The 13,562-nt window shown below is 60.3% G+C and carries 13 protein-coding genes; 8 read left to right on the top strand and 5 right to left on the bottom strand.

Annotated features, from left to right (window positions below):
- Positions 1-538 precede the first annotated feature (538 nt).
- The 6 genes from FHS83_RS17010 (at position 539) to FHS83_RS16985 (ending at position 6,674) form a co-directional block, all read left to right on the top strand.
- Positions 539-1,237: a LysE family translocator gene (locus FHS83_RS17010; protein WP_167084319.1), complete on the top strand. Its 699-nt coding sequence runs from the start codon at positions 539-541 to the stop codon at positions 1,235-1,237.
- Between the two features lie 64 nt (positions 1,238-1,301).
- Positions 1,302-2,534, top strand: a complete 1,233-nt coding sequence (locus FHS83_RS17005) for a hypothetical protein (RefSeq protein WP_167084317.1) — start codon at positions 1,302-1,304, stop codon at positions 2,532-2,534.
- Between the two features lie 4 nt (positions 2,535-2,538).
- Entirely contained in the window at positions 2,539-2,964 is a 426-nt protein-coding gene (locus FHS83_RS17000) for a hypothetical protein (protein WP_167084315.1), read from the top strand.
- Between the two features lie 73 nt (positions 2,965-3,037).
- On the top strand, positions 3,038-3,598 hold the full coding sequence (gene bamJ, locus FHS83_RS16995) for a BamJ family beta-barrel-assembly machinery protein (RefSeq protein ID WP_167084314.1): 561 nt from the start codon (positions 3,038-3,040) through the stop codon (positions 3,596-3,598).
- Between the two features lie 6 nt (positions 3,599-3,604).
- Positions 3,605-6,253: a glycosyltransferase family 2 protein gene (locus tag FHS83_RS16990; RefSeq protein ID WP_167084312.1), complete on the top strand. Its 2,649-nt coding sequence runs from the start codon at positions 3,605-3,607 to the stop codon at positions 6,251-6,253.
- Between the two features lies 1 nt (position 6,254).
- A complete protein-coding gene (locus FHS83_RS16985; protein ID WP_167084310.1) occupies positions 6,255-6,674 on the top strand; it encodes a hypothetical protein in 420 nt (139 codons plus the stop codon).
- Positions 6,675-6,702: 28 nt separating this feature from the next.
- On the opposite strand, the gene FHS83_RS16980 is transcribed toward FHS83_RS16985, so the two are convergent.
- The 5 genes from FHS83_RS16980 to FHS83_RS16960 form a co-directional block, all read right to left on the bottom strand.
- Positions 6,703-8,340: an OprO/OprP family phosphate-selective porin gene (locus FHS83_RS16980; protein WP_167084308.1), complete on the bottom strand. Its 1,638-nt coding sequence runs from the start codon at positions 8,338-8,340 to the stop codon at positions 6,703-6,705.
- On the bottom strand, positions 8,340-9,113 hold the full coding sequence (modA, locus tag FHS83_RS16975) for a molybdate ABC transporter substrate-binding protein (RefSeq protein ID WP_167084306.1): 774 nt from the start codon (positions 9,111-9,113) through the stop codon (positions 8,340-8,342). The genes FHS83_RS16980 and modA overlap by 1 nt, the downstream gene beginning before the upstream one ends.
- Positions 9,114-9,357: 244 nt before the next feature.
- On the bottom strand, positions 9,358-10,755 hold the full coding sequence (locus FHS83_RS16970; RefSeq protein ID WP_167084304.1) for an FAD-binding oxidoreductase: 1,398 nt from the start codon (positions 10,753-10,755) through the stop codon (positions 9,358-9,360).
- Complete coding sequence (locus FHS83_RS16965) at positions 10,752-11,711, bottom strand: L-threonylcarbamoyladenylate synthase (RefSeq protein WP_167084301.1); 960 nt, start codon at positions 11,709-11,711, stop codon at positions 10,752-10,754. The genes FHS83_RS16970 and FHS83_RS16965 overlap by 4 nt, the downstream gene beginning before the upstream one ends.
- Positions 11,712-11,762: 51 nt before the next feature.
- Positions 11,763-12,341, bottom strand: coding sequence for a cytochrome b (locus FHS83_RS16960; RefSeq protein ID WP_167084299.1), 579 nt, complete (start codon positions 12,339-12,341; stop codon positions 11,763-11,765).
- A gap of 173 nt (positions 12,342-12,514) precedes the next feature.
- Between FHS83_RS16960 and FHS83_RS16955 the strand changes: the two genes are divergently transcribed.
- Both FHS83_RS16955 and FHS83_RS16950 read left to right on the top strand, forming a co-directional pair.
- Positions 12,515-13,291: a thermonuclease family protein gene (locus FHS83_RS16955; RefSeq protein WP_167084297.1), complete on the top strand. Its 777-nt coding sequence runs from the start codon at positions 12,515-12,517 to the stop codon at positions 13,289-13,291.
- 26 nt (positions 13,292-13,317) lie between these two features.
- Positions 13,318-13,560 (top strand): hypothetical protein, encoded by a 243-nt coding sequence (locus tag FHS83_RS16950; protein WP_167084295.1) that lies wholly within the window; start codon positions 13,318-13,320, stop codon positions 13,558-13,560.
- Positions 13,561-13,562 lie beyond the last annotated feature (2 nt).

The raw sequence follows: 13,562 nt of genomic DNA, 5'->3' as shown, positions 1-13,562 counted from the left end.
GCCCATAGACGTGAGACTTCTCAGGGTTCCTCCGTTTTCGTTAGATGAAACTGTGTCGTGAAATTTCTTCTCTGTCGAGAGTGGTGGTTGCACCTACTGTTGGCATCATTGCCGGTGTTTTAATCAGCAGCAATCGGCGCCCGGAAGTGCTAATCGAAATGAGACGTGTACGGAGTAGTTGCGTATTGGGAGGCGAGGTGGAGCGTCCGTGGAAAATCCTATTGCGCCCGATCCAAACGCGCCCGACCGGGCCGCTGCGGTTTCTAGTTGCGCTTGCGGACAACTCTTGGTCGCGTCGTCACGTCGCATGGAGATCGGCGAGGGCGAGGGATCACTCTGCGGCAACGGTCGATAACCCGGCCTTTTTTGGGGAATTGGAAAATAGGCGGCTCACTGCCTCGGTGCCCAGGGACCGGATCGGGCGTTCGAAGATGCTCGCATCTGGGACCCAAAATCGTCTATATGCGGCAGCCGCCGCGGTCGCTGGGGAAGATGTGAAGCAAAAGAAAGCGCCGCCCGGGACGGCTTTCGGGGTCTAATGGATTACGTTGGTATCATTCTTACCGGCTGGATTGTCGGACTGATCGCGGCCATTCCGATTGGTCCGGTGAATCTCATCTGCATCCGCCGGACACTGCAATTTGGCTCGCTTTACGGCTTTTTGTCGGGTTTAGGCGCGGCGCTGGGTGATGGAATCTTTGCCTGCATCGCCGCCTTCAGCCTGACGGCTATTTCACAGGTCATCGCCGGATATTCCACGCCCCTGCAGATCGTGGGCGGAATCATGCTGCTGGTGATCGGCGTTCGCATGTTCCTGGCCCCGCCGCCGCCGCGAATCGGCGACACCTATGGTCCTCCTGCGAATGGCAAAAACGGCAGGCCCGTCGTGAACGGCGGCGCCAAGCTGCCCGCCAAAGGCATGGCTACCACTTTTGCGCTTACAACTACCAATCCCATGACCTTTGCCGGTTTCGTGGCATGGTCGAGCAGCTTGGGCGGTCTCTCGCACAGTCCGAGCTTCTTCGATGCCTCGTTTTGGGTGATCGGCGTGGTGGTGGGCTCGACGACGTGGTGGGCGACCCTCACAACCGTAGTGGGCAAGCTGCACGCCAAGATCGACGATCGCGCGGTGCAGATGATCAATCGGGTTTCCGGTGTGCTCGTCTTCCTGTTCGGGCTGGTCGTTCTTGTTCATGTCGCGTTCCCCATGACCTGGCGGTCTGCGATCGCGGGCTAGGCCCATCTCCCAAACGCCATCTCGCTGTGTAATGCTCCTGTCTGGGGACTAGTGGGCAGGGGCAATGACCTCGGAAATCGCTGCGATGAATCAGCGGGCCATTGCGCTCGCCGCCGATTCGGCTGTGACCATGGTGGACGGCGGGAAAATCATCATCCGCAACGATCAGCGTAAGTTGTTCAATCTTGGCGAAGGTCTGCCGGTGGGGGTGATGTTCTTCGGCCTCGCCGATTTGATGGGCCATCCCTGGGACGTGCTCATCGGCCAGTATGCCAAAAGCGCGAGCGTTAAAGATCGTCTTCACGAGCATGGTGAGGATTTCTTCGCCTATCTGGATCGGCTGGAGGGCTTTTTTCCGCCTGCGCGGCAGCGCGAGGAATATCGCCGTCTCTATGCTTCGGTGCTGCGCTTTGTGTTTCGTTTGGCGCATTACCTTTACGAGGCGGGCGTAATTGGGCCGGATGAGGTTCTCCTCGGCCAAGCCATTGATCTCGTCTGGCAGCGCTATCTCGCCCATCCCGATGGAGCGCCGCGCGCCGATCTTGCCTGTTTCCCGCCGGGCTTTGCCGAGGTGGTTAAGCGCGATTACGGTACGGTGGCCGATGAGGTGATTGCTTACAGTTTCTCGGCCTTTCCGCTTGATCTTCAGGCGCGCGAGAAGCTGAAGGAGATCGCCCATCTCTGCGTGGTGAAAGACCTCTTCGTGGAAGACATTACGGGTCTGGCTTTCGCGGGCTATGGCGCGGAGGATCACTATCCGGGCATTGTCACCTACAATGTTTCGGCTGTGGTGGGCGGGATCGTAAAGCGCGCGCGGGCGGACGATATCGCGGTGAGCGGCGATCTGCATTCGGCGATTGCCATCTATGCCGAAAGCGAAGCGAGCTACGCCTTTTTGCGCGGCATTGAATTCGGTTTGGAAAGGGAGATTTGGCAGCGCAGCGAAGAAATGGCGCTGGGGCTGGTGGATTCTGTGGTGGAAGGTCTTTCGGGGATGGATCCCGTCCATCGCGAGGCGGTTCGGCGCCAATTTCAGGCCGAAGGCGTGCCGCAGGCCATGCTGCAGTGGCAAGACACCATCGGCGCGTTCCAGCAGGAGAATTACATCGAGCCGATGCTGGCAGTACTTGAAATCGCCTCCAAACCGGAACTCGCCGAAACCGTCGAGGACCTGGTGGCGCTCAACATTCTCAAGAAGCGCATTACCGCGCAGAGCCCAACCGTTGGCGGTGCGATCGACGTGGCTGTGATCAGTCGCGAGGCCGGGTTTTCTTGGGTCAAGAGACAGGGAGGCTGAAGCCATGCCGATCCGTCCCCGTTCCACCTTCGCTGCCGCCGCAGACCAGCTTCAACGGCTGGTGCACGACATTAAACAGCAGCAATATGAGGCGACGGGCTTGCGTCAGCGGCCACTCCTGCCTGAGGATGCGCCTGTCTGGCGGCGGGCCATCGCGGTGCGGTCTCCAAAATCCTCCTCACCCGGAACACTGCCCCTGGAGCGCTCCAATCTGGCGCCGCTGGCCTCTTTTGCTGTGGACATCCAGCGCAGAGGCATGCCCAAAAAGCCGGTTTTTAGGGATAATTCCGGTCCGGAGCAGCAAAGCTTGTCGGAGCCGGTTAAAACGGCAGCGGGCACTCGGCACACCGGCGACTATATTGGAGCTGGCTTAGGCAAGCCGGGACCCAAGCGGGGGTTGTTTAATCGGCTGTTCCGCCGCGATAATTAGGCTGGCGCGACAAGGTCTTTGGGCTATGTTGCGGGCCATCGAGGAAGGGCATTTGGGAAGAAGAGGTATCTCCATGCGTCGTGGATGGATGGTGGCTGTGCTGGCGCTGGCCTTTGTCGGAATTGCTCTTGCCGGACAGGCCCGGGCGGCGGCAGCTGATCCAAAGTTGAGCCCTCAGGCCAACCAGGCTTTTCTGGCCGCCTATGACAAGAAGCCCGGCGTGATCGTGAAGCCGGACGGCTTGCGCTATCGCATCATCACCAACGGGTTCGGCAGACGGCCCCGGCTGGTTGATTACGTCACCGTTTATTACACGGGCAAGCTGATCAACGGGAAGGTCTTCGACGGTACCGAAGAGGGCATGCCGGTCCGCTTCAAGGTGAACTCGCTGATCTCCGGCTGGGCCGAAGCGCTCTCGCTGATGAAGGTTGGCGACAAGTGGGAGATCGTCATCCCCGGCAAGCTCGGCTATGGCGAGGCGGGTACGCCCGATGGTTCCATTCCGCCGAACCAGACCCTGGTTTTCGAAGTGGAGCTGAAAAAGGTGACGCCGCCGCGTTTGCGTCCGGCTGATCCAAATGACCCCGATGACAAGCATGCCGGCGAAGATCTCGGCCCGGATGACGGGAAATAACAGACCTTGATCGAGAGGCTTAGGGCATTATTGCGCGGCCGGGGCGGCATTATCCGCATCGGCCTCGCGCTGTTTCTGGTCGTTTCGGCCAGCGCGCTGTTCTGGGCGAGCCGCGATTACACCCTCGTGGCCCCCGACTGGGACGGCCTCGTGCGCGGCGTCACCTATTACCCAAGCCATACCTACGACAGTTATCAATTCAAGCATGTCACGCCGGACCGCATTGACGCCGACATGGCGCAGCTTTCGCGCTTCACCGGCCATGTGCGCACCTACACGGTCAACTACGGCCTCGACAAAGTGCCCGAGATCGCGCGGCGCTATGGGCTGACGGTATCCGTTGGCATTTGGATCGGTGCCGACCTCGATAAGAATGAAATCGAATTGGAGAAGGCGCTCGGCGCCATTCTCGCCAATCGCCGCGTCGTGGATCGCGTCATCGTCGGCAATGAATCGGTGATGCGTGGCGACGTCACCGGCGATCAGCTTAACGGCTATATCAAACGCGTGCGCAAAGCCTTGCCCGCGCGTATCAAGGTGACGACCGCGGAAACCTGGTCCACCTGGCTTTTGCATCCTGAAGTCGGGCAGTATTGCGACGTCATTTTCGTGCACCTTCTGCCGTATTGGGAAGGCGCGGATGTGCGCACCGCGAACGGATTTTTGCAGTCCCATTACAATCTGGTGCAGGACGAATTTCCCGATAAGCCGATCGTAATTGGTGAAGTGGGCTGGCCGAGCCAGGGCCGCACTATGAATAACGCGGAAGCCAACCCCGCCAATCAGGCCTTCTTCATCCGCAACTTCGTGCAGCTCGCGCTGAATAAGGGCTACGACTACTACATCATCGAAGCCTATGATCAGCCCTGGAAAGCGGCGCATGAAGGCAAGGGCGGCAGTGCGGGTGCCTATTGGGGCCTTTTCAATGCGGAAGGCCAGCCGAAATTCCATTTCACCGGCGATGTGCGCTCTTTCCCCGAATGGCGCAAATATACCTTTGTGGCGGCGTTATTCTCGCTGCTTTTGGGCCTGGTGATCCTCTCGCGCATGCCACGGGTGAAGGCGATCGGCTATTTCGTCATGGGCGGGCTGGTGGTGCTGGTGACCTCCGGCATCCTTTTGCTCTTCGACACCACCTCGCTGAACTACATCGATCCCTACAACATCGCGATGATCATTCTGATGTCGCCGCTGGTGCTGCTTGCCTCCATTGTGGTGCTGACGGAAGGCATCGAGATGGCAGCGGTGCTGTGGCGGGTGGAGCGCCGCGCGGTGAAGGCCGAGATTCCGGAAGTCGCGCCGCTCGTCTCGATTCACGTGCCCTGTTACAACGAACCGCCGGATATGATGATCGCGACGCTGAATGCGCTCGCCGAGCTCGATTATGAGAATTTCGAGGTCGTCATTCTCGACAACAACACGCCGGATGAAGAAACCTGGCGCCCGGTGCAGGCCCATTGTGCCGCGCTGGGGCCGCGCTTCCGTTTTTTCCATTTCTCTGGCGTGAAAGGGTTCAAGGCGGGCGCGCTCAACATCGCCATGACGCTCACCCATCCTGATGCGAAATACATTGCGGTGATCGACAGCGATTATCTGGTCGAGCCCAATTGGCTGCGCCTTACGCTGCCGTATTTCGCCGAGGAACGCATCGCCATCGTGCAAGGCCCGCAGGATTACCGCGACGGGCAGGAAAGCCTGTTCAAGGCGATGTGCTACGAGGAATATCGCGGCTTCTTCCATATCGGCATGGTGGAGCGCAACGAAAGTGATGCCATCATCCAGCACGGCACCATGACCATCGTGCGCCGCGATAAGCTGGACGAGGTAGGCGGCTGGGCAACCTGGTGCATCACCGAGGACACCGAGCTGGGGCTTCGCCTGTTCGAAGCAGGCTATGGCGCTGCCTATATCCCGCAAAGCATGGGCCGCGGCGTGATCCCCGATACGCTGAAGGCTTTTCAGGGCCAGCGCTATCGCTGGGTCTATGGCGCCATGCAGATTTTGAAAAAGCATTCCAAGGCGATCTTCCAAGGCGGCAGCAAGCTGTCGCTGGCGCAGCGCTATCACTTCCTCTCGGGCTGGCTGCCCTGGATTTCCGACGGGCTGGGGCTGGTGGTGACCTTCATCGCCATCGCCTGGACTTTCGCGATGTGGGCCGCGCCGCGTTATGTCGACGTGCCGCTGCCGGTGCTGTCTGGCGCTGCGCTCGCGCTTTTCGCGGCCAAGATGGCAAAGACGCTGCTGCTCTATCCCTCCAAAGTACGTTCCGGCATGCGCGGGGCATTCCTCGCAGCAGTCGCCGGGCTCGCGCTCACCCACACGGTATCGAAAGCGGTGTGGAGCGGGATTTTCACCAGCGGCGTTCCTTTCTTCCGCACGCCGAAAATGGCCGATGAGGCGATGCTGAGCCAAGCCTTGCGCGGCGTGTGGCAAGAGACGACGCTTTTCGCGGCGATCATTCTGGCGATCTGTTCGGTGATTTCCACGGGTCGGTATGACGATCCGGCCTCCTGGCTTTGGATCGTGATGCTGGGGGTACAGAGCCTTCCCTATGCCGCCACAGTGGTGACAGCGGCCATCAGTGCCCGCGCCCAAGCCAAGGACCGCTCCAAGCCCGACGTGCCCGCCGCGCCGCCCATTGCCAAGGCGGCGTAAAATGGCGCGCACGCCCGTGCTGCTCGCGATTTTTCTGCCGGTAGTGCTGGCCGCGTTGGTCTATATGGGCGCGGTGTTTATCGATGACCGTTTCGGGCCGCATGTCGCACGCGAGATCATCATCGCGTTTCTGGCTTTGGCGGCGGTGCTGGCAATAGCGTTCCGCCGTTTCTTGCTGCCGGAAGAGGCGCCGGGCGAGGGTACTATCCTCAGTACCTTCTGGGTGGTGATGGGTGCTGCCGCGTTGTTCTTCGCAGATGCGGGCTTTGAGGCGTTCGTCTATCCAGCCTTCGCGCTGCACGGTTTTCAACCGCTGCGCTTTGCCGAACATGGCATGGATATGGTGGTGTTCGGGCTGATGCTGATCGCGGCAGGATTTGTAATGCGCCGCCAAATGCTGCGGGCGCTGAAAGAAAAGTAGGGGCGCGCCGCAGCACGCCCCTGAAAAGCTAAAACGCGATCTGCGAGCGCAGCGCGATGATGTTGAGCGACTGACCCACGAAGGCATTGTTGACGGCAGGTTTAGTCCCCGCCGCCGGGATGGTGCCGAGCCGGTCAATGCCGACATTCTGGTATTGCGCTTCGAATTTCAGCGCCTGATTGGGATACCAGTTCACGCCCAGCGTCCACGCCTTCTGCTCGCCACCGCGAAGCCCGCCGGTCGGCAAGGCCGCGCCCTTCATTCCAGCATGATCGTTGAGATCAAGATCGGAATAGCGTGCCGCCACTTCCCAAGCCCCCCAGCCCCCGCCGGAGAGTGAGAAAGGAATACGCGGTTTGGGATTGCCGAAAGAGGCCGTCGCTGCGGAATAGGGGCGGCTTTCTCCGGTGAGAAGATAGCTCGCCTGCCCATACCAGCCGCCAAAACCATAAGCGCCCGCATTGGCGCGAAGATCGACACCATAGCGGAAATATCCCGCTTGCGTGTAAAGGCTCTGCCATTCGGCTGCCGCTTCCAACCCATATTGCCAGACACGTTCCGCATTCAGCGAACCGGAGGTAACAAACTTTGTGCCGGTATTGTCGACGGTGATTTCCGGTGGCGCGTTCAAGGTGATGGTACGCGCTGCGCCTTGTCCGGCCGCGGCATCCGCCACTTTAAAGACATAGCTGCCTGCCGCGCTGAGAAGGAGCTTGGTGCTGTCGTTCGAGAACGGCAGCCCCGCGAGACGTCCGGTGACGGCTTGCTGCTCGTCAAATGCGCCGGAATCCTGGATCTTATTGCCGGTATAGGTGATCTGGGCAAACAGCTTGTCGGCGGAATAGGTGGCTGAGATCGTATTGCGCCCGTCGCCGCCTGCAATGTTGCGTGCCATCTCGGCTACTGCATTGCGTTCCAGGAAGATGGTATCGCCTGAACTGGTCGCGTCTTCGATGCCATTCGACGGTGTGAAGGCACCGATGCGCAGCGCGATAGGTCCAAGCCCGTCATATTGCACCCAAAGCTGCTGCACATGGCCTGGCGTTTCGGTGCCGCCACCGCCGCCGAAATCATAATTCAGGTAATAGGACCAATCGCCAAAGACCTTGCCTTGCACGCCAAACCAGGCGCGGCGGAAATTACCGCCGCTGGAAAGATCAGGCCCGTTCGCAGCGGCCAGCGACTGTGCCTTACCGGGCTGCATGTAATGGGCGAGGTCGTATTGCACCAAGCTGCGGATGGCGAGCGAGAAACGCCCATCGGCCGAGGTGAATGTGGGCCGTCCGCCTGCCATGCTGACGGTTGGCGCTTCCTGTTTGGCGAGCCGCGCGCTGTTTTCGTCCGCTTCCAGCTGCTGGGTGAGCGTGTCGATCTGCGCTTGCTGCTCGGCGAGTTTGGTTTCGACGGCAGGCGCCGCTTGAGGTGATGGCGGTGGTGGGGCTACGGCAACCGAGCTTGCCGGGGAGGGCGCTTTGCCCTTTTTGCCGCCAAGCGCTTTCTTCAGATTGGTGATTTCGGATCTTTGCGCTTCGATCTGCGCCTGCTGGTTTTCGATCAGCTTCTGCAAGGCATCAAGGCGGCTTTCGACGGAGGCGTTATCGGCGAGCGCGGAAGCGCTAAACGCGATAAGCGCGGTTCCGGCAAGAAGAAGGGTGCGGAGTTTCATTATTTTCCTCCCGCGAGTTCAAAGCCGTATTTGACGAAAATCGCGCGTGCCTCAGGACCTGAGAGAAAATCCAAAAAGGCTTTCGCGGCGGGCCTGGCGTCCTTAGTCAGCGCTGCGGGATAGACGATGGGCGCATGGGTTTTGTCAGGGAAGGTGTCGACAACCTTCACCTTGGGCTCGATCAGCGCATCGGTGCGATAGACAATGCCAAGCGGGGTTTCACCGCGTGCCACATAAGCGAGCGCCACGCGCACGCTTTCCGCATTGGCAGTGCGATCCACCACCGCGTTCCACACACCGAGCGAAACCAGTGAGGATTTGCCATATTTGCCCGCCGGCACGGAATCTGGATCCGCGATGGCAAGCCGCCCGCCTTTCAGCGCGCCGAGAAGATCGAAATGGGGACCGATCTTCACCTGCACCGTGGAGGCCGCTGGCGCGATCAGCACCAGCTTGGTGGTGAGGAGTGTTTTGCGTGTCGCATGCTGCACCAGCCCGCGATTATCGAGATAATCCATCCAATCGGCATCGGCGGACATGAAGACATCGGCGCCGGGCGAATTCTCAATTTGGCGCGCCAGAACCGAGGAGGCGGCAAAGGAGAATTGGACGCTTTGGCCGGTCTTCGCCTTATAAGCGGCAGCGATTTCCGGTAGTGCCGTACCAAGTGAGGCAGCCGCGAACATCGTGACATCGGCGGCAAAGGCGCCTGCGGTGAGGAACACGGTGGTGATGGCCGCCAGCACAAAGCGGCTTAAGCGCGAAAGACGCATCTAGACCCCCAGATTTGTTTTCGTATGTAGGGGTAACATGTGAGGTATGGCTGTCAATGTCTGGAAAACAAGACATAGGCGTGCTGTGCCTGTTACGCCTAGCTGGGTTGATCACGTCAAAGGCAAACCAGCCCGATCGCGGGGATTAAGAGGTCCAGAAAAGAGCAACGCAGCTCAAGTCTTGCGCAAAACGCATGCAGGCGATGCGGGCGCGGCAATCTTGTCGCAGCGCATGTTTTTTAAGTCAATCTGGGATGAGTTTGCCCGGATTGAGAATAGATTTTGGATCGAGCGCGCGTTTCAGGGTGCGCATCAGCTCCACTTCCTGCACCGTCTTATACCGGGCGAGCGCATCGCGTTTCATGATGCCGACGCCATGCTCGGCGCTGAACGAGCCGCCGAATTCATGCACGATGTCATGCACAATCTGCTGAATCTCGTCCCAATGGGCGAGGTAATGCTTGGGATCGGTGCCCTTCGCCATCTGGAAATTGAAATGTAGATTGCCGTCGCCCAAATGGCCGAAGGGCACAGGGCGCGCTTCCGGCAAACGCGCGGCGACCGCGGCGATCGCAGTCTCGATAAAGCGCGCAGCGGCACTCACGGGCACGGAGATATCGTGTTTCAGTGAGGGGCCTTCCAGCTTCTGCGCTTCCGACATGGTTTCGCGCAAGCGCCAAAGGCTTTCGCGCTGCGCTTCACTTGAGGCAATCACGACATCGGCGGCGATACCGTCTTCTAACGCGGATTCAAGGCCCGAAAGAAATGCCTCGCTGACGCCTTTGATGCCGGAAGCTTCGCACAGCACATACCAGGGCGCAGGTGCAGCGAAAGGATCTTTAGCGCCCGCGATATGGGCAAGCACCAGCTCCAAGCCAGAGCGTGCCAAAACCTCAAACGCGTTGAGCAGCCCGTTGGTGGATTCCTGCAGCCGCGCCAGCAAAGCGGTTGCTGCATTTACATCAGGCACGGCAACAAAAGCCGTCGCGCGTTCGGAGGGCTTGGGCACCAGGCGCAAGGCGGCAGCGGTGATGATGCCGAGCGTGCCTTCGGCTCCGATGAACAGCTGCTTCAGGTCGTAACCGGTATTGTCTTTGCGCAGGGTGCGCAGCGTGTTCAGCACATGGCCGTTGGCGAGCACGACTTCCAGGCCCAAGACCTGCTCGCGCATCATGCCATAGCGCAGCACATTCACCCCGCCCGCATTGGAGGAAATCAGTCCACCAATCATGGCAGAACCTTCGGACGCGAGGCTTGGGGCCAGAAGCAATCCGACTTCGTCGGCGTGGCTCTGCGCGGTGGAAAGGACCACGCCTGCTTCCGCGATCAGGCTCGCATCATGCTTATCCAGGCTGCGGATCTGGTTCATCCGCGACAGGCTCAGAAGGATTTCGTTGTGAAACGGAATCTGCGCGCCAACGAGGCCTGTGTTCCCGCCTTGCGGCACTACTGCGGCGCCGGCCTTATGGCACAACGCGAGAATGGCCGAGACTTCCTGCGTCGAAGCAGGTTTCAGCAACAACGGCGAAGAGCCTTCATATTTGCTGCGCCATTCGGTGAGATGCGGCGCTATCTCGGCCGGATCAGTGCTGAAGCCTTTCGGGCCGACGATCGCTTTTAGCTGTTCGAAGAGATCGCTCATGATGTCTTCTCCGGCCTTGGGGCGGCGGCGCGTTGCAGCCGGTCATTGATGGCCTCGCCAAGGCCTTCATTGGGAATGTCCGAGACGGCGATGGTGGCGGCTTTGCCGTCCAGCGCGCGCAGCATGGCGAAAAGATTGGCGGCGGCTTCGCTCAAATCACCGCGCGGGCTGAGATTGAGCGCAACACCTTGTGCATTCGGGCCAAAGCCCAAAAAAACTTCGCCGGCTTCAGCGCCGCTCGCGTGCAGGCGCATTTTCGAATTCGGCGCGTAATGGCTGGAAAGCTGACCAGGTGAGGTGATGGGCCCGCCGTGATCCGGTGCGGATAATGGCCCAACAATGGCTTCAATATCCGCGCGTGGCAGGCCGCCGGGGCGCAGCATCAGCGTACAATCACCATCAAAGCCGATGACCGTCGACTCCACACCAACAGTCGTGGCCCCCCCATCAAGGATCATGTCGAGCCGCTCGCCAAGCCCTTCAGCGACATGCTGGGCGGTGGTGGGGCTCACGCTGCCTGATGGGTTCGCGCTCGGTGCAGCCAACGGACGGCCTGTGGCGGTAATCAAAGCCCGCGCGAGCGGATGAGCGGGCAGGCGGATGGCCACCGTCTCCAAACCCGCGCTCACCAGCAATGACAGTGGCGTATCGGTTTTGCGCGGCAGGACCAAGGTCAATGGACCGGGCCAAAATGCCTCCGCCAGACGGCGTGCGGCGTCGGAAAAAACAACGTGCCGTTCCGCCTCGGCGAGGCTGGTCACATGCACGATCAAGGGATTGATGCGCGGACGATCCTTGGCTGCGAAAATCGCGGCAACGGCTTCACCATTGGTGGCGTCGGCGCCCAGCCCGTAAACCGTCTCGGTTGGAAAGGCGACGAGTTTCCCCGCCCGCAACAACTGCGCGGCGTCTACCAAAGCGGCGTCGTCGCCCGCGCGAATAAGGCCCTGTTTCATCGGGGCAATCTAAACCGATCACCCCGTTCTGAAAACCCGCGCAAAGCCGCTTTAGGGGCGCAGTTTGGAGCCTGGGATCATGCGCAACAGTACGTTATTCTTGAGGAAATGGTGATGATAAAGGGCGGCGGCGATATGGACCGGCACCAGGAACACAAACGCCCAGCCTACGAGGACGTGAATATTCTCAAAAAGCTCGTGATAGGGGTGTGCCTCTTCCCGCGTCATGCCGGATAGCCCGGGGAAGGCCGGGAAATCAAACAAGCCAAAAAACGGGATTGGGCGGGGATTGGTCGACACCATCAGCCAGCCCGCCAGCGGCACCACGATGATCATCAGGTAAAAGAGATGGTGCAGCGCCGCCCCTGCGATGCGCTGTGCGGGAGAAATTCCGACGGGATGGGCGGGCGCGGGATGCGTGAGACGCCATGCGACGCGCGCCAGGGACAGGATCAGCACCGTCAGGCCGATAGATTTGTGCCAGCCCATCCAGAACATGCGGTCCGGGCGCGGCATGTCCTCGATCAGAAAGACAATCGCCAGATTGGCGATAATCGCCAACGCGATCAGCCAATGCAGGCTCATCGCGACGGTGCCATAGCGCTGGGGCGAAACGGGGGTGAGGCTCATGCGGTGCTCGCTGATTTGAATAGATCTAACTTATCTTACGTGGGTGGCCCGTCCGGGCGGAAGGAAAATTCGCACCGCTGACGGCTTCTTGAGAAACCGTAATGGGCGGGGGCGCTGGGCAGGGCAGGCAAAACACGGCACAATGGCCAAAGCGTGCGTGAACTGGGGGCGTGATGCGAGCTATTCTTATGGCCGGGCTTGGGGCTGTCGCACTGGCGCTGCCCGCCATGGCCGAACTGCCGAGCTGCGCTGGAGAACACGAGATTTCCTCGGCCCATGTCATGCGTATCGAAACCAACGGCGTGCTGGTGCTGACAGACGGGCGCGCCTTGAAGCTGGAAGGTATTCGCTTGCCCGGCGGTCCGCAGGATCGCGCGCCAGCTTCCATCGCGGAGGAAGCGCGCAGCGAACTCGACAGCCTCGCCAAGGGGCGCGAGGTGGATGCCTATGCCACTTGGCCGAAGCAGGATCGCTATGACCGGGTGCGCAGCCAGCTCTTCACCGCCGACGGCAAGTGGATTCAGCTCGAACTTTTGCGCAAAGGCCTGGCGCGGGTGGAGATCTCACCGGATCGCGGCGAATGCTATCGCGAACTCTATGCCGCCGAGGCCGATGCGCGCCGTGCCGGGGTCGGTTTATGGGCCAATACTGCCTATGCCCAGCGGGCGCCCGAAAGCCTGAAGGGCGATCTTGGTACCTTCCAGCTCGTGGTGGGCCGGGTGACGAATGCGGAAAACCGCGATGGCAAGGTGCTTCTCCAGTTCGGCCAGGATCTGCGCCGTGACTTCAATGTGGTGATTGGGCCGGACGATCTCAAGACTTTCAAGTTCATGGGTGTCGATCCGCTCAATTATGGCGGCAAGCTGGTCAGGGTGCGCGGTGTGGTGCAAGGCGTCGCCGGCCCCGTTATCGCCGTGGGCAATCCGAAGCAGATCGAGTTGCTGCAATAGCCCGCGTTAAGGTCTAGAAATCAGCCATGAACTGTCCTCATTGCGGCACGCCTTTTCCCTCGCGCCCGCGCGCGCGCATGCTGACCTCCGGCATCGGCCTCATCGCCGCCGGTTTCCTGCTGCTGCTGTTCGTGCATTTTCCCGTGGCGGTGCTCGCCGCGGTGCTGATGACGGTGTTCGGCGCGACCTCTGTCAAAGCCGCGCTGAAAGCGGGCGCACCCATCTGCCGGGCGTGCAAGCGCCCGTTGCCGATCGTGATCAATCCCTAAAT

The organism is Rhizomicrobium palustre (genome assembly GCF_011761565.1).
Classification (GTDB): Bacteria; Pseudomonadota; Alphaproteobacteria; order Micropepsales; family Micropepsaceae; genus Rhizomicrobium; species Rhizomicrobium palustre.
This window is presented reverse-complemented; position numbering and strand designations above follow the sequence as displayed.

Bases quoted from the DNA above. Each gene is read 5' to 3' on its own strand.
- FHS83_RS17010 (WP_167084319.1), top strand. From the start codon at position 539: ATGGATTACGTTGGTATCATTCTTACCGGCTGGATTGTCGGACTGATC.
- FHS83_RS17005 (WP_167084317.1), top strand. From the start codon at position 1,302: ATGACCTCGGAAATCGCTGCGATGAATCAGCGGGCCATTGCGCTCGCC.
- FHS83_RS17000 (WP_167084315.1), top strand. From the start codon at position 2,539: ATGCCGATCCGTCCCCGTTCCACCTTCGCTGCCGCCGCAGACCAGCTT.
- bamJ (WP_167084314.1), top strand. From the start codon at position 3,038: ATGCGTCGTGGATGGATGGTGGCTGTGCTGGCGCTGGCCTTTGTCGGA.
- FHS83_RS16985 (WP_167084310.1), top strand. From the start codon at position 6,255: ATGGCGCGCACGCCCGTGCTGCTCGCGATTTTTCTGCCGGTAGTGCTG.
- FHS83_RS16980 (WP_167084308.1), bottom strand. From the start codon at position 8,340: ATGAAACTCCGCACCCTTCTTCTTGCCGGAACCGCGCTTATCGCGTTT.
- modA (WP_167084306.1), bottom strand. From the start codon at position 9,113: ATGCGTCTTTCGCGCTTAAGCCGCTTTGTGCTGGCGGCCATCACCACC.
- FHS83_RS16970 (WP_167084304.1), bottom strand. From the start codon at position 10,755: ATGAGCGATCTCTTCGAACAGCTAAAAGCGATCGTCGGCCCGAAAGGC.
- FHS83_RS16965 (WP_167084301.1), bottom strand. From the start codon at position 11,711: ATGAAACAGGGCCTTATTCGCGCGGGCGACGACGCCGCTTTGGTAGAC.
- FHS83_RS16960 (WP_167084299.1), bottom strand. From the start codon at position 12,341: ATGAGCCTCACCCCCGTTTCGCCCCAGCGCTATGGCACCGTCGCGATG.
- FHS83_RS16955 (WP_167084297.1), top strand. From the start codon at position 12,515: ATGCGAGCTATTCTTATGGCCGGGCTTGGGGCTGTCGCACTGGCGCTG.
- FHS83_RS16950 (WP_167084295.1), top strand. From the start codon at position 13,318: ATGAACTGTCCTCATTGCGGCACGCCTTTTCCCTCGCGCCCGCGCGCG.